At 73.1% G+C, this 21,416-nt stretch carries 20 protein-coding genes; 10 read left to right on the top strand and 10 right to left on the bottom strand.

The window, feature by feature from the left end; all coding sequences use genetic code 11:
* Nucleotides 1–6 precede the first annotated feature (6 nt).
* The gene (locus ACLBXO_RS03850; RefSeq protein WP_447684638.1) at nucleotides 7–897 is read left to right on the top strand and encodes a ketopantoate reductase family protein; all 891 of its coding nucleotides are present in this window, start codon (nucleotides 7–9) and stop codon (nucleotides 895–897) included.
* Nucleotides 898–936: 39 nt separating this feature from the next.
* Here the strand turns inward: ACLBXO_RS03850 and ACLBXO_RS03845 are convergent, their stop codons facing one another.
* The 4 genes from ACLBXO_RS03845 to ACLBXO_RS03830 form a co-directional block, all read right to left on the bottom strand.
* Complete coding sequence (locus ACLBXO_RS03845; RefSeq protein ID WP_331313558.1) at nucleotides 937–1,251, bottom strand: plasmid stabilization protein; 315 nt, start codon at nucleotides 1,249–1,251, stop codon at nucleotides 937–939.
* Nucleotides 1,252–1,268: 17 nt separating this feature from the next.
* Nucleotides 1,269–2,888, bottom strand: coding sequence for a hybrid sensor histidine kinase/response regulator (locus ACLBXO_RS03840; RefSeq protein WP_331313559.1), 1,620 nt, complete (start codon nucleotides 2,886–2,888; stop codon nucleotides 1,269–1,271).
* Between the two features lie 132 nt (nucleotides 2,889–3,020).
* On the bottom strand, nucleotides 3,021–4,994 hold the full coding sequence (locus tag ACLBXO_RS03835) for an AI-2E family transporter (protein WP_331313560.1): 1,974 nt from the start codon (nucleotides 4,992–4,994) through the stop codon (nucleotides 3,021–3,023).
* A 57-nt stretch (nucleotides 4,995–5,051) separates the two neighbouring features.
* The gene (locus ACLBXO_RS03830; protein WP_020092557.1) at nucleotides 5,052–5,432 is read right to left on the bottom strand and encodes a response regulator; all 381 of its coding nucleotides are present in this window, start codon (nucleotides 5,430–5,432) and stop codon (nucleotides 5,052–5,054) included.
* A 196-nt stretch (nucleotides 5,433–5,628) separates the two neighbouring features.
* Between ACLBXO_RS03830 and ACLBXO_RS03825 the strand changes: the two genes are divergently transcribed.
* The 3 genes from ACLBXO_RS03825 (at nucleotide 5,629) to ACLBXO_RS03815 (ending at nucleotide 8,619) form a co-directional block, all read left to right on the top strand.
* Nucleotides 5,629–6,264 (top strand): glutathione S-transferase family protein, encoded by a 636-nt coding sequence (locus ACLBXO_RS03825; protein ID WP_331313561.1) that lies wholly within the window; start codon nucleotides 5,629–5,631, stop codon nucleotides 6,262–6,264.
* 117 nt (nucleotides 6,265–6,381) lie between these two features.
* Nucleotides 6,382–7,296 carry an amino acid ABC transporter substrate-binding protein gene (locus tag ACLBXO_RS03820; RefSeq protein WP_447684557.1) on the top strand — a complete coding sequence of 305 codons (915 nt, stop codon included), beginning with the start codon at nucleotides 6,382–6,384 and terminating at the stop codon, nucleotides 7,294–7,296.
* An 81-nt stretch (nucleotides 7,297–7,377) separates the two neighbouring features.
* Nucleotides 7,378–8,619 (top strand): MFS transporter, encoded by a 1,242-nt coding sequence (locus ACLBXO_RS03815; protein WP_447684556.1) that lies wholly within the window; start codon nucleotides 7,378–7,380, stop codon nucleotides 8,617–8,619.
* A 2-nt stretch (nucleotides 8,620–8,621) separates the two neighbouring features.
* Here ACLBXO_RS03815 and ACLBXO_RS03810 read toward each other — a convergent pair whose 3' ends face one another.
* Both ACLBXO_RS03810 and ACLBXO_RS03805 read right to left on the bottom strand, forming a co-directional pair.
* Nucleotides 8,622–9,860 carry an NAD(P)/FAD-dependent oxidoreductase gene (locus ACLBXO_RS03810; protein WP_447684555.1) on the bottom strand — a complete coding sequence of 413 codons (1,239 nt, stop codon included), beginning with the start codon at nucleotides 9,858–9,860 and terminating at the stop codon, nucleotides 8,622–8,624.
* Entirely contained in the window at nucleotides 9,857–10,804 is a 948-nt protein-coding gene (locus tag ACLBXO_RS03805; RefSeq protein WP_331313586.1) for a LysR family transcriptional regulator, read from the bottom strand. Before ACLBXO_RS03805 ends, ACLBXO_RS03810 begins: the two co-directional genes overlap by 4 nt.
* Nucleotides 10,805–10,998: 194 nt before the next feature.
* Between ACLBXO_RS03805 and ACLBXO_RS03800 the strand changes: the two genes are divergently transcribed.
* Genes ACLBXO_RS03800 through ACLBXO_RS03785 form a run of 4 tightly spaced genes read left to right on the top strand, consistent with a single transcriptional unit; the run spans nucleotide 10,999 to nucleotide 14,427 of the window.
* Complete coding sequence (locus ACLBXO_RS03800) at nucleotides 10,999–12,054, top strand: class 1 fructose-bisphosphatase (RefSeq protein ID WP_331313565.1); 1,056 nt, start codon at nucleotides 10,999–11,001, stop codon at nucleotides 12,052–12,054.
* A gap of 23 nt (nucleotides 12,055–12,077) precedes the next feature.
* Nucleotides 12,078–12,938: a phosphoribulokinase gene (locus ACLBXO_RS03795; protein WP_012320495.1), complete on the top strand. Its 861-nt coding sequence runs from the start codon at nucleotides 12,078–12,080 to the stop codon at nucleotides 12,936–12,938.
* A 20-nt stretch (nucleotides 12,939–12,958) separates the two neighbouring features.
* Nucleotides 12,959–13,645, top strand: coding sequence for a ribulose-phosphate 3-epimerase (gene rpe, locus ACLBXO_RS03790; protein WP_020092550.1), 687 nt, complete (start codon nucleotides 12,959–12,961; stop codon nucleotides 13,643–13,645).
* Nucleotides 13,639–14,427, top strand: coding sequence for an HAD-IA family hydrolase (locus ACLBXO_RS03785; protein ID WP_447684554.1), 789 nt, complete (start codon nucleotides 13,639–13,641; stop codon nucleotides 14,425–14,427). Before rpe ends, ACLBXO_RS03785 begins: the two co-directional genes overlap by 7 nt.
* Here ACLBXO_RS03785 and ACLBXO_RS03780 read toward each other — a convergent pair.
* Both ACLBXO_RS03780 and ACLBXO_RS03775 read right to left on the bottom strand, forming a co-directional pair.
* A complete protein-coding gene (locus ACLBXO_RS03780) occupies nucleotides 14,388–15,362 on the bottom strand; it encodes an MBL fold metallo-hydrolase (RefSeq protein WP_447684553.1) in 975 nt (324 codons plus the stop codon). The genes ACLBXO_RS03785 and ACLBXO_RS03780 overlap by 40 nt on opposite strands.
* A 96-nt stretch (nucleotides 15,363–15,458) precedes the next feature.
* The gene (locus ACLBXO_RS03775) at nucleotides 15,459–16,499 is read right to left on the bottom strand and encodes an SDR family oxidoreductase (RefSeq protein WP_447684552.1); all 1,041 of its coding nucleotides are present in this window, start codon (nucleotides 16,497–16,499) and stop codon (nucleotides 15,459–15,461) included.
* Nucleotides 16,500–16,728: 229 nt separating this feature from the next.
* Between ACLBXO_RS03775 and ACLBXO_RS03770 the strand changes: the two genes are divergently transcribed.
* The gene (locus ACLBXO_RS03770) at nucleotides 16,729–17,475 is read left to right on the top strand and encodes a YebC/PmpR family DNA-binding transcriptional regulator (RefSeq protein ID WP_331313569.1); all 747 of its coding nucleotides are present in this window, start codon (nucleotides 16,729–16,731) and stop codon (nucleotides 17,473–17,475) included.
* A 153-nt stretch (nucleotides 17,476–17,628) separates the two neighbouring features.
* Here ACLBXO_RS03770 and ACLBXO_RS03765 read toward each other — a convergent pair whose 3' ends face one another.
* Nucleotides 17,629–18,615, bottom strand: coding sequence for an alginate O-acetyltransferase AlgX-related protein (locus ACLBXO_RS03765; RefSeq protein ID WP_447684551.1), 987 nt, complete (start codon nucleotides 18,613–18,615; stop codon nucleotides 17,629–17,631).
* A gap of 181 nt (nucleotides 18,616–18,796) precedes the next feature.
* Between ACLBXO_RS03765 and ada the strand changes: the two genes are divergently transcribed.
* Complete coding sequence (gene ada / locus ACLBXO_RS03760) at nucleotides 18,797–19,861, top strand: bifunctional DNA-binding transcriptional regulator/O6-methylguanine-DNA methyltransferase Ada (RefSeq protein ID WP_447684637.1); 1,065 nt, start codon at nucleotides 18,797–18,799, stop codon at nucleotides 19,859–19,861.
* A 208-nt stretch (nucleotides 19,862–20,069) separates the two neighbouring features.
* On the opposite strand, the gene ACLBXO_RS03755 is transcribed toward ada, so the two are convergent.
* Nucleotides 20,070–21,410 carry a DUF5666 domain-containing protein gene (locus ACLBXO_RS03755; protein WP_447684550.1) on the bottom strand — a complete coding sequence of 447 codons (1,341 nt, stop codon included), beginning with the start codon at nucleotides 21,408–21,410 and terminating at the stop codon, nucleotides 20,070–20,072.
* Nucleotides 21,411–21,416: the final 6 nt, after the last annotated feature.

The following is a 21,416-nucleotide window of genomic DNA, read 5'->3' as shown; positions in this document are numbered from 1 at the left end:
GACGCCCTGACCGTCGCCGTCGTGGGGGCCGGCGCGGTCGGCTGCTATTACGGGTTCCTCCTGGCGCGGGCCGGCCACGCGGTGACGCTGATCGGCCGTCCCGCCCTGGTCGAGGCGGTGGAGAAGGACGGTCTCGTGCTGGAGAGCGCGGCCGGGACGGCCTCCGTGCCGGTCCGGGCGACCGATGCGGGGGCGGGCGTGTCGGGCGCCGACCTCGTGCTGGTCTGCGTGAAGTCGGGCGACACCGCGGCGGCGGGCGCGATGATCGCCCCCCATCTCGATCCGGCCGCCACGGTCCTGAGCCTCCAGAACGGCGTCGACAACGCCGAGCGGCTCGCCGCGGTGCTGGGCCGCCCGGTCGTGCCGGTGGCTGTCTACGTCGCCACCGCGATGGCCGGCCCCGGCCGTGTCCGGCACAACGGGCGCGGCGACCTGATCCTCGGCGCGTCCGAGACGAGCGCGCGCGTCGCCGCCGCGTTCGCGGCGGCCGGCATCCCGACCACCGTCTCGGCGAGGGCCGTCGACGCGCTCTGGGCGAAGCTGATCATCAACTGCGCCTACAACGCCCTGTCGGCCCTGACGCAGCTGCCCTACGGCCGCCTGGTGCAGGGCGAGGGCGTGACCGCGGTCATCGCGGACGTCGTGCAGGAATGCGCGCGCGTCGCGGAGGCCGAGGGCGTGTCCGTGTCGCCCGGCATCCTCGACGACGTGATGGCGCTCAGCGCCGCCATGGCCGGACAGCGCTCGTCCACCGCCCAGGACCTGGCCCGCGGCCGGCCGAGCGAGATCGACCACCTCAACGGCACCATCGTGCGCCGGGGCGCGGTGCACGGGATCCCGACGCCGGCGAACCGGCTGCTGCACGCGCTGGTCAAGCTCGCCGAGCGGCGGGACTGAGATCGACCCCGGACGCCGGAGACACGGTTCGCGACGGGATCAGGCCCGCGCGGCGGCGTTGGCCTTGCGGGTCGCGGCGGCCTTCCGGGCGGAGGCGGAGCGCTCCGCGGCCGTCCGACCGGCCGAGGCCTTGCCGCCGGACGCGCCGCCCTTGTGGGCGGCCGGGTGGCCGGTGGCCTTGCCGCGACCCGATCCGCCCGGCTTCTTGCCGCCGCCGTCGTCCTTGTTGACGGTGGCCCAGGCGCGGGCCTCCGCCTCCTTCTCCGGCACGCCGCGGGCCTCGTACGAGTCGGCGATGTGCTCGGCCTTGCGCTTCTGCTTGTCGGTGTATTTCGACTTGTCGCCCTGGGACATGGGCCGTCTCCCGAAGCTCAGCCCACCCCGGTCGGACCGTCGAGGATCGCGCGCACGCGGCGGACCAGCTCCGTGCGCCGGTAGGGCTTGTTCAGGAGATCAAACTCCGAGCCGCCGATATCGGTTCGCTCCAGGCTCGCCTCCGCGTAGCCCGTGGCGAGCAGCACCTTGAGCTTGGGCTGGCGCCGCCGGGCCTCGCGGGCCAGCAGCACCCCGTTCATGCCCCCCGGCATGATCAGGTCGGTGAACAGCAGGTCGACCTTCTCGCTCGAGTCCAGGATCTCCAGGGCCTCGCGGGCGTTGCTCGCCACCAGCGTCGTGTAGCCGAAGTCCCGCAGGATGGTGCGGGCGAGTTCGGCCACGTCCTCGCGGTCGTCGACGATCAGGATCGTCTCGGTGCCCTGGCGGTCCACGGCCCGCAGCGAGACCTTCGCGGGGGCGTTCACGTCGCCGTCGGTCGCGGGGAACGACAGGCGCACCGTCGTGCCGGACCCGACCGTCGACTCGATCTGCGCGGCGCCGCCCGACTGCTTGGCGAAGCCGTAGACCATCGACAGGCCGAGGCCCGTGCCCTTCCCCTCCTCCTTGGTGGTGAAGAACGGGTCCATCACGCGGGCGAGCACGGCCGGCGGGATGCCGGTGCCGCTGTCCCTGATGGCGATGCTGACGTAGCGGCCGTCGCGCAGAGGCCCGATCTCCCGGCCACGCGCGGCGATCTCGTTGTTCTCGGTGGAGATCCGGACGGTGCCGCCCTCCGGCATCGCGTCGCGGGCGTTGATCAGCACGTTCAGGATCGCGACCTCGGCCTGGGTCGGGTCGACGCGGCAGTTCCAGAGATCCGCCGCGAGGTCGAGCTCGACCTTCACGGCCTCGCCCACGGAGCGGGCGACCATCTCGCCCATCCCCTCGATCAGGGTGTTGAGATTGACCGCGCGGCCGTCCAGCCGTTGCTTGCGGGCGAAGGCCAGCAATTGCTGGGTCAGCGTCGTGGCGCGCTCGGCCGCCTGCCGGATGTTCTCGGTGGCGCGGCCGAGCCGCGCGCGGTCGGCGTCGGGCTTCTCCAGGCCGGCCGCCAGGATGTCGACGTAGCCGACGATCACCTGCAGCAGGTTGTTGAAATCGTGCGCGATGCCGCCGGTGAGCTGGCCGAGCGCCTCCATCTTCTGGGCCTGGCCCAGGGCCTCCTCGGCGTCGCGGCGGCGCGAGACGTCGAGCTGCGAGCCGAAGTAGTACACGAGCTCGCCGTCGGCATTGTAGACCGGCGAGACGAACAGGGCGTTCCAGAAGGTCGATCCGTTCTTGCGGTAGTTCAGGATCTCGGTGGCGAACTCGCGCTTTTCCGCGATCGCCGCGCGGATCTGCGCGACACTCTCTCGGTCGGTGTCGGGACCCTGGAGGAAGCGGCAGTTGCGCCCGATCAGCTCTTCCGGCGTGTAGCCGGTCATCGCCAGGAATGCCCTGTTGGCGAAGATGATGGGGTTGTCGGGCTGGCGCGGATCGGTGACGATCATCGGCATCCGCGTCGTCTCGACCGCCGCGAAGAAGATGTCGCTCTTGCGGTCGGTGATGTCGCTCGGGGCGCTGTCCCGGATCGGGGGACTCGGCCCGGAGGGCGGCGTTTCTGGCGTTTCAGACATGCGAGGCGGTCGTCACCTTCCAGGACGGGAAAGACCTCTGCGCGCGGTCGATCACGAAATGCGTGAGCGAGATTAGCGGCCGGACGGCCGAAGTCGACATGGTATCCCCGGCGGCGGTGTCGCGCGACGCTCTCATGCCGCTGCCGGCCGCGCCGCCGCGGCCGGCGCGCCCACGGGTGCCGTGACGACCCGGGGCGGCGCGGGTTCGCGACAGGCGCCCAGCACCGCCGACAGCGCCTCGTTCAGCGACGTCACCAGGAAGTCGGCCGAGGTCGCCCGGCGGAGGCGCTCCAGGGTCGCGGGATCGCGCTCGCGCCAGAAGCCGACCAGGATGCGGACACCCGGCACCGCCGCCCGGGCCTGCCGGACGGTGAAGCGGATCTGCGACAGGCTCACCGGCTCCAGGTAGGAGAAGCAGATCAGCGCGAGGCCGTCCGGGTTCTCGGGCCGCTCGCCGGCACGGATCGCCGCCATGGACAGGATCTGCGAGGCCAGCCCGTGGCGCGCGAGGATCTGGCTCAGCATCAGCGTCGCCGCCTCGTCGAACGGGCCGCGGCTCGACACGCACAGGACCGGCGTCTCACTGCGCCAGTTCGGCGCGAGGTCCTCGCGCTCCAGAACGATGCCGGCCACCTGCCGGTCGGGCCCGACGGCGGCCAGGGCCGCCGCGGTCTCGGTGTCGGGCCCGCGGCCGGATCCCCGCCGGGCACGGCGCCCGACCGGCGCCGTGCCCAGGCGGTCCACCACCGTCGCAATCGCGGCACCGACCTCCGCCTGCCGCTCCCGATCCAGGGTGCCGCGGGACAGATCCTCCTGCGCCAGCAGCAGGCCCGCGAGGGCGACCTCGTCGTAGTAGGTGACGAGCGCGCGCTCCTTCAGGAACTGCCACCCCTGGTCGATCGCCTCCACCGGATCGCCGGCCAGCATGCGCTGGTAGAAGATCTCGGGCGGTGACAGGGCGGGCTGGTCGCCGAGCAGCACGTCGAGGTACCAGAGCCGCTCCACGTGCCGGCCGAGCACCACCAGGCAGACGGTGAGGGGGGTGGCCAGCACGAGGCCGATCGGGCCCCACAGGAAGGTCCAGATCGTCGCGGCCAGGATGACGGCGACCGGCGAGAGGCCGGTGGAGTGCCCGTAGAGCAGCGGCTCGATCACGTGGCCGCAGATCGGCTCGACCACGAGGAACAGGGCCGCGGTGGCGATCACCATGCTCCAGCCGGGATCGACGGCGGCGGCGAGGATCAGCGGCAGCAGGGCGCTGATCGCGGCACCGATGTAGGGCACGAAGCGCAGGATCGCCGCGAGGACGCCGAACAGGGTCGGGCTCGGGACGCCGATCACCCAGAGCCCGACGCCGATGACGAGGCCGAAGGCGATGTTGAGCGCGAGCTGGGCCAGGAAGAAGCGGCTCAGCCGGCTGGTGGCGTCGTCGATCGCCGCCGTGGTCCGGCGCAGGTCGCCCGAGCCGCCGGCGAGCCGGATCGCCCGGTTCCGCAGGTCCTCGCGCTGGAGCAGGATGAAGATCGTGAAGATCAGGATCAGGCCGGTGGTGGCCAGCGGGTGCAGGATCGGGCCCGCGAAGGTCTGAAGCGTGTCGACGACGCTGGCGCGGGCGGGGGTGAGCTCGACCGTGAGCGGGTGCGTGCGCGATCCCGGCTCGCCGCGGACCTCCGCGGCCGGCGGCGGCTGCAGGGTGGCGCTGAGATCCTGCACCATGTCGACGATCCGCGAGAGCGTGCCGGTCCCGGCCGTCGCCCCGCGCAGGTCCTTGATCTTCGTGCGCATCACCTGGGTGTAGCGCGGCAGGTCGGAGGCGAGCTGGGACGCCTCGCTGGCGATCAGGCTGCCGAGGCCGAACAGGGCGCCGAAGACGATCACCACCACCAGCAGGACCGCCGGGGCGCGCGGCACGCGCAGCCGCCGCAGCATCCGCACCGCCGGAACGAGGACGAAGCTCAGGAGGATCGCCAGCGTCACCGGCACGAGGATCTCGCGCCCGAGGTAGAGGGCCGCCATCGTGGCGACCACGAGGAGGATCGAGGCCAGCGCGACGAAGACCGGCAGGCCCTGCCGCAGGCGCTGGGCGGTGACGGGATCCTCGCTCACGGACACGCTCCACTCACATCAGGTCTCGGGGCCACAGGTCGCGCGTCCGCGGCCGGGTCAGCTCGCCTGCGCGGTCTCGCCCAGGGCGGCGCTGATCTGGCTGAGCAGCTTCGAGAAATCGACGGGCTTCGGGTGGTAGTCGTCGCATCCCGCCTGGATCGCCTTGTCGCGGTCGCCCGACATGGCGTGGGCCGTCAGCGCGATGATCGGGATCGCCCGCGTGTCGGTGCCGGATTTCAGGGTCCGGGCGACCGACCAGCCGTCCAGGACCGGCAGGTTCATGTCGAGGAGGATCACGTCGGGCTGGCCCGAGCGGGCCTGCCGGACGCCGGCCTCGCCGTCATGGGCGAGCATCACCTCGTAGCCGCGCCGCTTGAGGCGGCGCGAGAGGAAGTCCCAGATCTCTTCGTGGTCCTCGACCAGCAGAATCTTCGCCATCAGAACTCGTAACCCCCGGCTCGCGTCGTGCCGGTCGGAGGCCCAACGCGCGGCAACGCACAATCGCCCAACGTTCCTGCCGCGATTCCGGTCCCTGGAGAAGTGGCGCTCCGGTCCGCGGTTGACCCGTCGGTCCACGGGTAAGAGCGTACAGGCCAACGAATCGACAATCCTCGAACGGGGCGGAACGACCACTATGCCTGACATCGAGCTCTATCATTCGCCCAATACCCGCTCGTCGGGCGTGCGCGTGCTGCTCGAGGAACTCGGGGTCCCGTACCGGCTGCACGCGCTCAACATGCGCGCCGGCGAGCACCTCCAGGACGCCTATCGCGCCGTCAACCCGATGGCGAAGGTGCCGGCGATCCGCCACGGCGACGCCCTGGTGACCGAGCAGGCGGCCGTCTACCTCTACCTCGCCGACCTGTTCCCCGAGGCGGGGCTCGCCCCGGCTCCGACCGAGCCCGACCGGGCCACCTACCTGCGCTGGATGGTGTTCTACGGCTCCTGCTTCGAGCCCGCGGTGATCGACCGGCACCTGCAGCGGGAGCCGGGCCCGCGCGCCATGTCGGCCTACGCGGATTACGACAGCGTCATCGCCCGGGTGAAGGAGGCCCTGACGCCCGGCCCGTACCTGCTCGGGGCGCGCTTCAGCGCCGCCGACGTGCTGTGGGGCGGCGCCCTCGGCTGGACGACGGGCTTCGGCCTCGTCGCGCCCGATCCGGTGCTGACCGCCTACGTGGAGCGCATCCGGTCCCGCCCGGCCTCGCGGAAGGTCGCGGCCGCGGACGCGCAGCTCGCCGAGGCGCACCAGGCGGCCGCGTCCGCCTGAGCGCGGCCGGACTCTTGCTGGGGCTCCGGCCGGGGGCCGGCCCCGGCGCGCGGTCCGGTCTCCCGCCGGCGGGTCATCCCGCTGGCGGCCCCTCGCGCGACCGGAACCCGTCGGCCCATGCGTCTGCTCGCTCCCCTCGTCGCCGCGCTCCTCCTCGGCGCCCCCTCGGGGGCCACACGGGCCGCCGAGCTCACCGGCACCCTCAAGAAGATCCACGACAGCAACAGGCTGGTCCTCGGCGTGCGCGATACCGCCACGCCGTTCAGCTACCTGGACCAGAACCAGAAGGTCGTCGGCTTCGCGGTCGACATCTGCCTGAAGATCGCCGACGCGGTGAAGCGCGAGCTGAAGATGCCGGGCCTCGAGGTCGGGATGGAGTTCGTCAACTCCTCGTCCCGCATCCCGCTGATGACCAACGGCACGATCGACCTCGAGTGCGGGACGACCACCAACAACGCCGAGCGCAAGAAGCAGGTGGACTTCACCAACACCCACTTCCTGACGGCGACCCGCTTCGTCTCCCGGAAGGACCAGCACATCGCCAGCCTGGACGACCTGCGCGGCAAGACGGTCTCGTCGGTGGCCGGCTCGACCAACATCCTGATGCTGATCAAGGCCAACAACGAGCGCAAGCTCGGCATCACGGTGATCGCCGCCAAGGACGTCCCGGAGGGCTTCCTCATGGTCGAGACCGGCCGGGCCTCGGCCTTCGTCATGGACGACGTGCAGCTCAGCGTGGTCGCGGCCCAGTCCAAGGAGCCCGCCGCCTACGTGGTCAGCGACGAGACCCTGTCCAACCCGGAGCCCTACGGGATCATGCTGCGCAAGGACGATCCGGCCTTCAAGGCGGTGGTCGACCGGGCGACGGCCGATCTCTACCGGAGCCCCGAGATCATGGTGCTCTACGACCGCTGGTTCCTGAAACCGGTGCCGCCGCGCGGCCTCAACTACAACGTGCCGCTGTCGTCGGCCCTGCGCTGGGCCTTCGCGCACCCGACCGACAATCCCGACCCCGCGTTCTACGCGCACTGATCTGTCGCGCGGCGGGGTTCCGCTCCGGCGAGGGAGATGCGATGCCGCGATCCTGACCCCGCCCGCGTCGCGAAGCGTGCCATGACCGACAGCACAGAGCCGGCTCTCCCGACCAGCGCGGCCGTCGCCGCGCCGCCGGCCGCGTCGATCCCGCGCCTGATCCTCGTGCTGGCCTGCGCGGGCTTCGGCAGCACCTTCGCGCTCCGCTCGGTCGAGCCCCTGGTCGGCGTGCTCGCGCGGGACCTCGCGAGCGACGCGCACACCGTGGCGCTCCTCTCCACCGCCTTCGCGCTGCCCTACGCGTTCATCCAGCCGGTGCTCGGCCCGATCGGCGACGCGCTCGGCAAGGAGCGGGTGATGAGCACCTGCCTCGCGGTGCTCGCCGTGGCGCTGACCCTGTGCAGCGTCGCGCCGGATATCGGCAGCCTGTTCGGCCTGCGCATGCTGGCGGGGGCGGCCGCGGGCGGCTGCATCCCGCTGTCGCTGGCGCTCCTCGGCGACCGCGTGCCGATGGAGAGCCGGCAGGTGGCGATCGGGCGCTTCCTCGTGGCGGTGATCCTCGGCCAGCTCTCGGGCTCGACCTTCGCGGGCCTGATCGAGGCGGCGATCGGCTGGCGCGGCGTCTTCGCGGTCACCGCCGCGGTGGCGGCGCTCGCCTGCGCGGCGACCGTCCTCGGCTTCGACCGGGCCGGCCGGGCCCCCGCCCGCCGCCCCGCCTTCGGCGAGGCGGTGACGCGCTACCGCACGATCCTGGGCAATCCCCGGGCGCGGGTGCTGTTCGCGGCGGTGTTCATCGAGGCGATCGCGATCTTCGGCGTGTTCCCGCACCTCGCCCCGCTGATCGAGGCGCGGGGCGAGGGCGGCCCGCGCGAGGCCGGTCTGGTGCTGGCGGGGTTCGCGGTCGGCGGCCTGCTCTACTCGGCGCTCGTCGGGCTGCTGGTGCGGCTGCTCGGCCTGCCGCGGATGCTGATCGGCGGCGGCCTGATCTGCGGCGCGTCGCTCACCGTGGTCGGGCTCGCGGGCTCGTGGCAGGTCGACTGCGCCGCGCTCACCGCCATGGGCCTCGGCTTCTACATGCTGCACAACACCTACCAGACGCAGGTCACCGAGGTCGCGCCCAAAGCCCGGGCCTCCGCGGTGGCGCTCCACGCCTTCTCGTTCTTCTGCGGCCAGGCGCTCGGCGTCGCGGTGATCGGGCAGGCGCTGCTCCGGTTCGGCCAGCTCGGGGCGCTCCTGGGCTGTGCTGTCACCATCCTGGCGCTCGGGATCGCCACGGCCATCGCCCTGCGCCAGAAGCCGGCGCCGGTGGCGTTCCCGGGCTGAGGTCAGGCTCGCCGCAGCGCGAGACCCTTCAGGTCGAAATCCGGGTCGGCCGCCTGATCGGGCGTCAGCGGCGTCCCGGCCGCGAGCAGGCGCCGCGCGATCATGTGGTCGCCCGCGCGGTCGACGGACTCCACCGCGCTCAGCTGCCCGTCGCGGAAGCGGAAGACCGAGATGGCGTCGCCGGTTCCGCGGACCACGCTGGCATCGCCGGGTCCCGACAGGCCCGCGATCTGCAGCTTGTGCGGACCCTGGTCGCTCCAGAACCACGGCAGCGCGCCGTAGGCGGCGGGCTTGCCGGTGAGGCGCGCCGCGAGGCAGCGGCCCTGGTCGATGGCGTTCTGCACGGACTCGATCCGCACCGTCCCGTCCGGCGTCAGCCCGCGGGCGAAGGGGCTCGGGAAGCGGGCGCAATCGCCGATCGCCGAGATGGCCGGGTCGGGCGTCGCCAGGAACGCGTCGACCCGCACGCCGTCCTCGGCCGGGAGGCCGGCCTCCGCGGCGAGTTCCCGGTTCGGCAGGACGCCGATCCCCACGAGGATCAGGTCGGCCGCGAGTTCGCGTCCGTCCGCCAGGGCGACGCCCGCGGCGCGGCCGTCCCGGCCGACGATCGCCGTCACGCCGGCCCCGAAGGCGAAGCGCACGCCCATCGCGGCGTGGGCACGGCGGAAGAACGCGCCCATCTCGGACGAGACCGCCCGGGCCATGGGCCGATCGGCCGCCTCGATCACCGTCACCGGGACGCCGCGCGCGGCCGCGACGGCGGCGAATTCGAGCCCGATGAAGCCGGCCCCGACGACCACGGCGGCCCGGGCCGCGGCGAGATCCTCCTTGAGGGCGTCGGCATCCGCGAGGCCGCGCAGCTGGCGCACGCCCGCGAGTTCGGCGCCCGGGACCGGCAGGGGGCGGTTGCGCGCGCCGGCGGCGAGCACGAGGTGGTCGTAGGGGAGGCCGGTGCCGTCCGAGAGCTGCAGGCGGCGCGCGTCCCGGTCGATCGCGACGGCGCGGAGCCCCGGACGGTGCGCGATGGCGTGCTCGGCGAAGAAGCCGGGCGGGCGCAGGAACAGGCCCTCGCGGTCGGTCTTGCCGGCGAGGTAGGCCTTCGAGAGCGGCGGCCGCTGATAGGGCAGGGCGGTCTCGTCGCCCACCAGGGTGATCGGGTCCCGGAACCCGCCCTCCCGCAGGGAGGCGGCGAGCTGGAACCCGGCCTGCCCGGCCCCGGCCACGACGACGCCGGCGCTCACGCCTTGGCTCCGGCCGGCACGAGGCCGCTCTGGGCGACGCCCGGGAGGCTGCGCGCGCCCTCCGACATCAGGTAGGACCAGACCGCGGAGGCGGCGGGACCCAGCACCTTGTCGGCGCGCCTCACCGCGTACCAGTCGCGCCGGATCGGCAGGCCCCTGACGTTGAGGAGGACGAGGCGGCCGCTCTCCAGCTCGGCCGCCACGGAATGCACCGAGAGCAGCGCGATCCCGAGCCCGGCCATCACCGCCTGCTTGATGGTCTCGTTCGACCCGGTGTCGATGTCCAGCGGCGCCCGCTTGACCAGGACGCCGGTCATGAACTCCTCGAAGACCATGCGGGTGCCCGAACCCTCCTCGCGCAGGAAGAACGGCTGGTCGGCGAGGTCCTCGCGGTTCAGGTCGGTCCGGCCCGCCAGGGGATGGCCCGGCGGCGCGATCAGCACGATCGGGTGCGGCCCGAAGGTGGCGGCCTCGATCGGGAAGTCCCGGGGCGGGCGGCCCATGAGGGCGAAGTCGATCTCGTAGCCGCGCAGCGCCTCCACGGTCTGGCCGCGGTTGCGCACCGACAGGCTGATCTCGACACCGGGGTGCTTCTTGACGAAGCCCGCGATCACCTGCGGGGCGAAGTACTTGGCGGTGGAGACGACGCCGAGCGCCACGCGCCCGCCCTCCGCGCCGCGCAGGGTGCGCAGGCGGTCGGTGCAGGTCTCCAGCACCGTGTTGATGCTGTCGATCGCCCAGAGCATCTCGCGGCCGGCATCCGTCGGCTTGAGGCCGCCCGGCGTCCGGTCGAACAGCAGCAGCCCGGCCTCCTCCTCCAGCTGGCGGATGCGCGCGTAGAGGGCGGCCGAGGTGACGTTCAGCTCCTGCGCAGCCCGGGTCATGGTGCCGAGGCGGGCCACGGCAGCGACCGCCTGGAGCTGCTTGAGGGAGAGGTTGCGCATGGCGGATTTCTCGGCGGACATCTCGTTTTTTTCGTCCTATGGCACAAGATCGCACAGAAATCTTGAAGGCCCGGCCGCGGGTTCCTGTCGATCCGGAGACAGAGACCGCTATCTTGGCAGCGGAGCGGCCGCTACAGAGCCGGCGCGGAACGCGCGATCCCCGCGGGCGGGATCCGAGCAGGAGGAGTAGGCCGATGGCAATTTCAGCGGCGATCGGGACGCCCCTCGAGACCTGCCTGGCGCAGGCCGTGGACGCCAATCCGGCGCTGAAGGACGCCGCCGCGGTGATCGCGGCCGTGGCGCGGTCGGCGGTGGAGATCAGCGAGCGGATCGGGCGCGGCGCGCTCGGCGGTGACCTCGCGGCGGCCGGCGATCACAACAGCGACGGCGACGTCCAGAAGGCCCTCGACGTGATCGCCCACGAGAGCGTGACCGCGGCGCTGCAGGGCGCCCCGGTCGCCGAGGTCGCCTCCGAGGAGGCCGAGGAGGTGATGCGTCTGAACCCGGACGCGCCGCTGGCCGTCGCCATCGACCCCCTCGACGGCTCCTCCAACATCGGCGTGAACATGGCCGTCGGCATGATCTTCGGCATCCGGCCGTCGATCAAGGATGCGGCGAACCCGCTGGCCTCGTTCACGACCCCCGGCTCGACGCAGATCGCCGCGGGCTTCGTCACCTACGGTCCGGCCACGGCGCTGATCCTGACGCTCGGCGACGGCACCCAGTCCTACGTGCTCGACCGCGCCGAGGGCCGGTTCAAGCTGACGAGCCCGGCGATGTCGGTGCCGGCCTCCGCCAAGGAATTCGCCATCAACGCTTCGAACGCCCGCCACTGGGACGCCCCGGTCAAGGCCTATATCGAGGATTGCCAGCGCGGCACCGAGGGGCCGCGCGACAAGGACTACAACATGCGCTGGCTCGCCTCCCTGGTGGCCGACATCCAGCGCGTGCTGACCCGCGGCGGCGTGTTCCTCTACCCGGGCGACGCCCGGAAGAACTACGCCCGCGGCCGCCTGCGGTTGCTCTACGAGGTCGCGCCCGTGGCCATGCTGGTCGAGCAGGCCGGCGGCGCGGCCACCGACGGCCAGACGCGGATCCTCGACCTCGTGGCCACCGGCATCCACGAGCGGGCACCGCTGGTCTGCGGCTCGACCGAGGAGGTGGCGTGCGTCGCAACCTACTATGGCGGCGGAAAGCCCGATGCCGGCCGCTCGCCGCTGTTCGGCCAGCGCGGCCTGATGCGGTCATAGCCGCACCGTGAAGTCGTAAAGGCATGTCGGCGCGTCACCCCATCATCTCGGTGACCGGCTCGTCCGGGGCCGGAACCACCTCGGTGCGCAACACCTTCGAGCAGATCTTCCGCCGGGAGGACGTGCGGGCGGTCTTCATCGAGGGGGACGGCTTCCACGCCTTCGACCGCGACACGATGCGGGCGATGATGGCGAACGAGCCGACGCTGTCCCACTTCGCGCCGCGGGCCAACCTCCTGCCCGAGCTGGAGGCGGTGTTCCGCAGCTACGCCGAGTCCGGGACGGGCCGGACCCGTCACTACGCCCATGACCAGCACGACGCGCAGGCCTACGGCATCCCGGAAGGCAGTTTCTCGGACTGGGAGACGTTCCCGCCCGATTCCGACCTCCTGTTCTACGAGGGCCTGCACGGCTGCGTGGCCGACCAGGACGTCGACATCGCCCGCTACGCCGACCTGAAGATCGGGGTCGTGCCGGTGATCAACCTCGAATGGATCCAGAAGCTGCACCGGGACCGCTCGTTCCGCGGCTACTCCACAGAGGCGGTGACCGACGTGATCCTGCGGCGCATGCCCGACTACGTGCAGACCATCTGCCCGCAATTCTCGTTCACCGACATCAACTTCCAGCGGGTGCCGACGGTCGACACGTCGAACCCGTTCATCGCCCGCTGGATTCCCACCGCCGACGAATCGATGGTCGTGATCCGCTTCAAGGACCCGAAGGGGATCGACTTCTCGTATCTCGTCTCCATGATTCACGACAGTTTCATGAGCCGGGCCAACTCCATCGTGATCCCCGGCGGCAAGCTCGACCTCGCGATGCAGCTGATCCTGACACCGATGATCATGCAGCTCGTCGAGCGCCGCCGCCGGCTGGCCTGAGCCGATCCCGAAAGCCTCCCATGCTCGCACCCGTCATCGCCCCGTCGATCCTGTCCGCCGACTTCTCGAAGCTCGCCGAGGAGACGCGCGCCGTGGACGCGGCCGGGGCCGACTGGATCCACCTCGACGTGATGGACGGCCATTTCGTGCCCAACATCACCTTCGGGCCGCCGGTGGTGAAGGCCCTGCGCCCGCACACGCAGAAGTATTTCGACGTGCACCTGATGATCGCGCCGGCCGACCCGTACCTCGCGGCGTTCGCGCAGGCCGGCGCCGACGGCATCACGGTCCACGCCGAGGCCGGCCCGCACATCCACCGCTCGCTGCAGACCATCCGCGACCTCGGCAAGCGCGCCGGGGTGGCGATCAACCCCGGCACGCCGGCCGCCATGGTCGAGCCAGTGCTCGATCTCGTGGATCTCGTGCTGGTGATGACCGTCAATCCCGGCTTCGGCGGCCAGAGCTTCATCAAGGGCGCCATGGAATCGGTGGCGCGGGTGCGCGCCATGGTGGCGGGCCGGGACATCCGCATCCAGGTCGACGGCGGGATCGATCCCGAGACCGTGAAGGTCGCGAGCCGCGCCGGGGCCGACACCTTCGTCGCCGGCAACGCCGTGTTCAGCGGCGGCCCGGACGCCTACGCCGAGCGCATCGCGGCGATCCGCGAGGGCGCGGAGGGCGCCTCCGGTCGCGACCTGTCGTGCTGAGGGCGCTGATCTTCGACGTCGACGGGACCCTCGCCGAGACCGAGGACTTGCACCGGCAGGCGTTCAACCGCGCCTTCGCGGAACTCGGCCTGCCCTGGCGGTGGGACGAGGCGCTCTACGCCGACCTGCTCGCCGTCATGGGCGGCAAGGAGCGGCTCGCCCACTACATCGACAGCGAGCACCCGGCGGAGGCCGAGGCGCTCCACGCCCGCGCGCCGGAGATCCACGCCATCAAGACGCGCGCCTACGGCGACCTCGTCGCGCGGAACGGCCTGCCGCTGCGCCCCGGGATCGCCCGGCTGATCGCCGAGGCCCGGGCGGCCGGAATCCGGCTCGCCGTGGCCACCACGACGAGCCGCCCGAACGTCGACCGGCTCCTCGCCGCCAATTTCCCGCCGGGCGCCGCGCCCTTCGACGTGATCGCGGCCGGCGACGAGGCGAGCCGCAAGAAGCCCGCCCCCGACGTGTTCCTGCTGGCGCTCGCCGGCCTGGCCATCCCGGCCTCCGAGGCGGTGGCCTTCGAGGATTCGGCCGCCGGCATCAGTTCGGCCCGGGCCGCTGGCTTGCCGGTCCTCGCGACCCGGAGCCGCTACACCGAGAGCCACCGGCTCGACGGCGCCTTCTCGGCGGTGTCGGATCTCGGCGAGCCGGACCGTCCGCACCGGCACCTCGCGGGCGTCGAATGGCCGGGCGGGGTCGTGGATCTGCCCGCCCTGATCCGGTGGCACGAATCCCGGGACGGTCAGAGCGTGCCGGTCCAGGCCACGGGCACGAGCCGGTAGCCCGGCCCGTCCCGCTCCACGTGGCCGAGCGACGGGAAGGGGAAGTGGTAGCCGACCACGCGGGCCCGCTCGGACGAAGCCAAGTCGTAGAAGCGGTGGCGCGTCGCCTGCGCCTGATCGGCGTCGTAATCGTACATCACGTGCCAGTCCGGGTGCTGCAGGAAGAGGGCCGGGATGTTGGTCACGTCGGATTGCACCAGCAGACGGTCCGCCCCCGAGGCGATCGCGAAGGCCGTGTGGCCCGGCGTGTGGCCGGGGGCCGCGAGGGCGGTGATCCCGGGCGCGACCTCCGCGTCCCACGCGAAGGTCCCGATCCGGTCCCTCAGGTCGCCGAGCACCCGGCGGGTGTTGGCGAAGTAGCCCTGCGTCACCGGGTCGGCGGCGCGGGCCATGTTGGCGTCGCTCATCCAGAACGCCCAGTCGGGTGCCGCGGCCCGGATCTCCGCCTTCGGGAAGGCGAGGGACCCGTCCGCCCGCTTGAGGCCGTTCGTGTGGTCGGGATGGAGGTGCGAGAGCAGGACGAGGTCGATGTCCTCGGGCGCGATCCCGGCCGCCGCGAGGTTCGCCGCGAGGCGGCCGACGGGCGCGCCCGGCACCGGGCCGTTGCCGGTATCGATCAGGACGAGCTTCGCGCCCGTGTTGATCAGCGTCGGGTTGAACGGCACCGTCACTTGGCCGGGCGGCATGTAGGCCGCCTCGGCGGCGCCGAGCGCCGCGTCCCGGGGGACGTTGCGCACGAAGCGGTCCGGCATCGGGAAGCTGCGCGCGCCGTCGTTGAGGACCGTGACCTCGCAGCTGCCGACGCGGGTCCGGTAGAAGCCCGGGGCCTGCGCGCCGCCGAGGGGTGCGGTGGCGCGGGCGCCGCCGCCGAGCCCCAGGACGGCCCCTCCGGCGAGCGCGCCCCGCACCAGTTCGCGACGGTTCGTGACCGGCATCGGATCCTCCCGAAATCCCGCGCCCCGCGGGGCGCAACGCGGCCCCGCCCGCGAGGCCTTCGCGGCGGGGCGACGAGCCCGCGACGGGCCCGGATCCTAGCGCCTGCCGAGCCGGCGATCGGCGCGGGCCTCCGCCCGCCCGTGCGCCTCCGTGGCGAACAGCATCGTCCCGGCCACGAGGCCGAGCGCGGCCGCGATCCCGAACTTGAGCCAGCGCGGGTCCGCCGCCGCCACGTGCCCGGTCGCGCGGGCGTCGAAGCGGCCGTGGGCGCCGGGATCGGTGTCCACCGGGTCGTAGAGGTTGTCGGGTCGGTTCTTCTGCGCCTGCACGCCGGTCATCTCCCCGCGATAGCCGTGCCGGGCGAGGTAGCCGTCGATCCAGCCCGGGATCAGCATGTTTCCGATGATCGCCTTCCAGGCCGAGGCCCCGATCCACAGTTCCCGCGGCGCGTCGTGCGCCGCCCGGAAGACGTGCCGGGCGATGGCCTCCGGCTGGTAGATCGGCGGCACCGGCTCGAGCTTGCGCGGCAGCCGCGAGCGCGCCCAGTCGAATTGCGGCGTGTTCACGGCCGGAAGCTGCACCATCGTCAGGCGGACGCGGCTGCGGTCGTGGAGCAGCTCGCTGCGCAGGGAATCGACGAAGCCCCGCACGGCGGCCTTGGCGGCGCAGTAGCTCGCCTGGAGCGGGATCGACCGGTAGGCGAGCGCCGAGCCGACATGCACGATCGTGCCCCGGTCGCGCGGGACCATGTGGCGGAGGGCCGCCAGCGTGCCGTGCACCTGCCCCAGATAGGTCACCGCGGTGGCGCGGTGGAACTCCTCCGGGCTCGTCTCCTGAACGGGCGCGTAGACCGTCACCATCGCGTTGTTGACCCAGACGTCGATGCCGCCGAACGCCTCGGCCAGCGCGTCGGCGGCCTCCGCGACGGCCTCCGCGTCGGCGACGTCGGCCGCGAAGGCCAGGGCCCGGCCGCCGGCCCGCTCGACGTCGCGGATCGTGCCCCTCAGCCCCACCTCGCCGCGCGCGATCAGCCCCACGTTCCAGCCGTGCCGGGCGAATTCGTGGGCGACAGCCCGGCCGACGCCGGCGCTCGCGCCCGTGACCATGACCGTGCTGCGTCCGTTCCGGCTCGACATCGGGTTCCCAGCTGCGCGTGAAGTCCAGCGCCAACGCCCGAGGCGGCCATTCTTTCCGCGGTCACGGGATTGCGAAGCCCGCGCGTCCGTGTCGGCTCGTGCGGCGCCGACCGCATGCGGCCGCGTTGCTTCGCCCGGAGGCGGCGGCCTATATACGGCGCGACCTCACAGCCGCGACGGCGGGGTCCCGCACGCCCGCCCTCGCCAACGAACAAAAGTCTGAACCGTCATGGCAGGCCATTCGCAGTTCAAGAACATCATGCACCGGAAGGGCCGGGTGGACGCGGTCCGCTCGAAGGTGTTCGGCAAGCTCGCCCGCGAGATCACGGTGGCGGCCAAGCTCGGCACGCCCGACCCGGCGATGAACCCGCGCCTGCGCGCCGCGATCCTGGCGGCCCGCGCCGAGAACATGCCCAAGGACAATATCGAGCGCGCCATCAAGAAGGCTGCCGGCGCCGACGGCGAGAACTACGAGGACATCCGCTACGAGGGCTACGGGCCCGGCGGCGCCGCGCTGATCGTCGAGGCGCAGACCGACAACCGCAACCGCACCGCCTCGGACGTGCGCTCGGCCTTCACCAAGTCCGGCGGCAGCCTCGCCGAGACCGGGGCCGTCGCCTTCATGTTCGACCGGGTCGGCGTGATCGCCTTCCCGGCCTCCGTGGCCGACGCCGACACGATGCTGGAGGCGGCGATCGAGGCCGGCGCCGACGACGTCAGCTCCGGCGAGGACGGCCACGAGGTCATCTGCGCCCAGGATTCCTACGGTGAGGTCACGAAGGCCCTCGAGGCGCGCTTCGGCGAGCCCGCCCGCACGGGCCTGATCTGGAAGGCGCAGAACACCATCAACGTCGACGACGAGACCGGCGAGAAGCTCATCCGCCTCGTCGAGGTGATCGAGGACCAGGACGACGTCCAGCACGTCTACGTCAACTTCGCCCTGTCGGACGCGCTGGTGGCCAAGCTGCAGGCGTGAGGGGCACGGCCGACGAGCCGGCGAGCCGGGGAGCGGACAGGACCGGTCGAGCCATGTCGGGCGCGCTCGCGCTCCGGAGCCCGCTCGGCAATCCCGGAATGAAGGGCTCGGGAGTCGCGGCGTGTCCGCGCCCCGGAGATCCGGGCCGGCCCGTCAGGCGCCCGCAGTCGCGAGCTCGGCCCCGAAGCGGTCCTGCGCGTAGCGCTCCACCGAGAAGGTGTCGTCGGGCACCTGCACCATGAAGCGCTCGGCCACCTCGGTCAGCACGATGTCGGGCCGGACGCGCGCGATATACGGCCAGTCCAGCGACGTGCTCCAGACGAAGTGCACCTCGCGGAACGTCTCGGCCAGCATGATCGTCAGCATGTACGGCATCACGTGCGAGAAGGAATCGCCGAACAGCGCCAGCCGGCGCGGGTCGGTGGCCTTGGCGTTCCCGTAGATCACGTGCGCGCCGACATGCAGCGTGTGCAGCAGGCCGGCCTTCTCCCGCGCTTCGACGATCGGGCTGCCGTAGGTCCGGACCGCGTCCTGCTGCATCAGGACGGTGCGCGAGCGCGCGCGCCGCGGCGGATCGAAGGCGCTGCCCAGGTCGCCGTCGTGGTCGGTCTCGAAGGAGGGCCGCTGCCGCAGGTCCCGTCGCGGCTCGGCGCCCAGCGCCCGGCAGATCTCCGCGTAGGCGAGATAGCAGCCGTCGGCGGACCAGTGGGTGTCGGTCCGGCAGTAGAGGTCGGCCGCGTCGCGCTGCGCCCGCATCGGCGTCACCAGATCGATGCAGGTCTGCCGCCAGCGCCTCCGTCGGCGCCAGGCCGCGTACCATCCGACCGGATTGGGGAAGCGGCCTGCCGGGGGCTCGCTGTGGAGGAGCCGGTAGGCCGGCGACGCGCTCGGCCGGATGGTGAGCCCGTCGAGCCGGTGATCGTAGATCATCAGCTTCTCCGGGGCGACGACGTGGCGGTACAGGATCCCCTGGGCGCGCAGGCGCCGCTCCCGCGTCGTCACGAGGCTGCGCCACTGCCAGATCAGCTCGGTCGTCTCCTCCGGCCGCTCGTACTGGCCGAGCACGTCGTTCGTGCCCGTCTTCAGGAACAGCCAGCCGTCCTGGCCGACATGGATGTGGTCGGGCGTGCTCGGAGCCATGGCGCACTCGTGTGGCGGGTTGCCCGTCCCGGCGGCCGCCGCGGATGTCGAATTCGGCCGCAAGGCGCGGGATGCCGGCGCGGCGGCGGACCGACACGATGCTGCCCGCGTCATCCCCCACCCGGCAGGCCCCGTCATGCCCCTCCTCAACGCCCGCGCCAAGCCGCATAGTGCCGGCGCCATGAGCCCCGTTCCCACGACAGACCCGAGCGATGCCGCGCGCTGGGCGGCCCTCGCCGCCCGCGACGCCCGGGCCGACGGCACCTTCGTGTACGCGGTCCGCACGACGGGGGTGTACTGCCGTCCGAGCTGCGCCGCGCGCGCGGCGCGGCCCGAGAATGTCAGCTTCCACCGGACCTGCGCCGAGGCCGAGGCGGCCGGCTTCCGGCCGTGCCGGCGCTGCCGCCCGGACGAGCCCGCCCTCGCCGAGCGCCGGGCCGAGGCGGTCGCCCGCGCCTGCCGCGAGATCGAGACGGCGGAGACGATGCCGTCCCTCGCCGCGCTCGCCCGCGCCGCCGGCCTGAGCGCCTACCACTTCCACCGGGTGTTCAAGGACGCCACCGGCGTGACCCCGAGGGCCTACGCGGCCGCCCACCGCGCCGCCGCGGTGGCGCGGCGGCTGCCGGGCGCCGCCTCGGTGACGGAGGCGCTGTACGAGGCCGGATACGGTGCGGCGAGCCGGTTCTACGCGGCGGGTGCGCCGCGCCTCGGCATGGCGCCCGCCGCCTACCGGACGGGCGGCGCGGGCCTGCGCATCCGGTTCGGCATCGGGGCCTGCAGCCTCGGAGCGATCCTCGTCGCCGCCACCGAGGCGGGCGTCTGCGCGATCCTCCTCGGGGACGCGCCCGAGCCGCTCCTGCACGATCTCCAGGACCGCTTCCCCGCCGCGGAGATCGAGGGTGGCGACCCGGACTTCGAGGGCTGGATGGCGCGGGTCATCGGGCTCGTGGAGGCGCCGGGCAGCGGCCTCGACCTGCCGCTCGACATCCGCGGCACGGCCTTCCAGCAGCGGGTCTGGACGGCGCTGCGCAAGATCCCGGTGGGATCCACCGCGACCTACGCGGAGATCGCCCGGGCGATCGGCCTGCCGACGGCGACGCGCGCGGTCGCGCAGGCCTGCGGGGCGAACCCGGTCGCGGTCGCCATCCCCTGCCACCGCGTCGTGCGGTCGGACGGCGCCCTGTCGGGCTATCGCTGGGGCGTCGCGCGCAAGCGCGCGCTGCTCGACCGGGAGGCGGAGGGCTGAAGTCCCTCCGAAGGCCCTCCATCCCGCGCGCGCCCGTGCTCCGCGCAGCCTGTCCCAGGGCCGCCTCCGATCGTGTCGCGACGGTGCGGGACGAAGGCCGATCCGTTCGCGACAGCCGCCCCACACCCCCCTCTCCAGCAGGGGAGAGGGGACCCGCGCCTCGGCCGGCACGGACCCGGCTCCATTGTCGTCCCGACCGGGCGCGGCTCTAGCGCCGGCCGCCGCCAGGACCGCCAGGCCCGCCGAAACCACCGCCGCCGAAACCACCGCCGCCGAAGCCGCCTCCGCCGAAGCCGCCTCCGCCAGGGCCCTGGCCGGTTCCTCCGGGCGGACCGCCGAAGCCCCCGGGGCCGCCCGGGAACGCCCCGGGGCCTGCCGGCGGCGCGCCGCCGAAGCCGCCGCGCGGCGCTCCGAATCCGCCGGGGGCCTCCGACCCGGGGACGACCGCGCCGCCCGGCCGGGTGTCGATCGCGGGGCCGCGCGGCGACCCGATGCTGCCCGAGCCGCCGCCGGGCTCGGCGCCGAAGCGGCCGGGCAGCTCGTCGGGGAGGTTGCGCAGGTCGAGCCGGTCGCGCTCCCGCTCGAACCGCGGGGCGTCCGGCCGCTGCGGCTCGGGCGCGATGCGGTCCTCGATCCGCAGCCGCTCCACCGTCAGGTCCCCGTCCCGCGCGATCGCCGCGGTCAGCACCGCCCGCACGCTCCCGTCGCGCGGAACCCGGACGCCCGGACGGCCCGCGACGGCGTAGCCCGCGCCGATGTCGAGCCCGCTGCCGGCCCGCCCGATATAGGCCTCGATCGAGACCTGCTTCAGGCCCGGCGGGAAGGGCAGGCCGACCTGCGCGGCATTGGTCACGGCGAGGACGCCGCCCGTCGCGCGGCCCGTCACCAGGGCGCGCTTGCCCGGCGGCAGGGCGTCCGCGCCCGCGAGGCGGAGTCCGCCGATCCCGAGGCCGCCCGCGACCCGCCGCACCGGGCCGGCGACGCGGTCGGGGCCGGCGTCCCGCGGCTCGATCAGGCTCGCCACGATCACGCCGTCGGGCCGGCGCAGCCCGCTCACCGCGACCCGCGCACCCGGCCGCCACGCGCCGCCGAGACCCGCGGTCGAGACCCGCTGCCCGAGCACCACGAGCCGCCCCGGCGCGACCGACTCCACCGGCCCGACCACCTCGCTGGTCACGTCGATGCGCCCCGTCGCGAGGCCGCCGCCCTCGGGCCGCGCCACCACGTGGACGACCTGCCCGATCTTCAGGTCCGCGGCCTGCGCGGCCGCGCCGTCGATGCGCACCTCCACCTCGGGCGGGTAGGCGATGCGCAGGTCGTTGACGACGATCGAGCCGAAGCGGCGGATCGTGCCGATCACCCCGGTGCCCCCGATGCCGCGGTCGCCCTCGCCGAGGGACCCGTTCCGCGGCTCGTCGGTCCGCATCATGCCGGTGCCGCCGATGCCCTGGTCGCGCGGTGATTCCTGCGATCGGGCGCCGCCGGGCAGCAGGGTCGCGGCGCCCGCGAGCAGGCGCAGGACGAACCGGCGGTTGAGCGAGGCGCGCACCGGCCG

This window comes from Methylobacterium sp. C33D (genome assembly GCF_053345825.1).
Note: the sequence above shows the minus strand (reverse complement) of the source record. Positions and strands in the feature narration are given on the sequence as shown.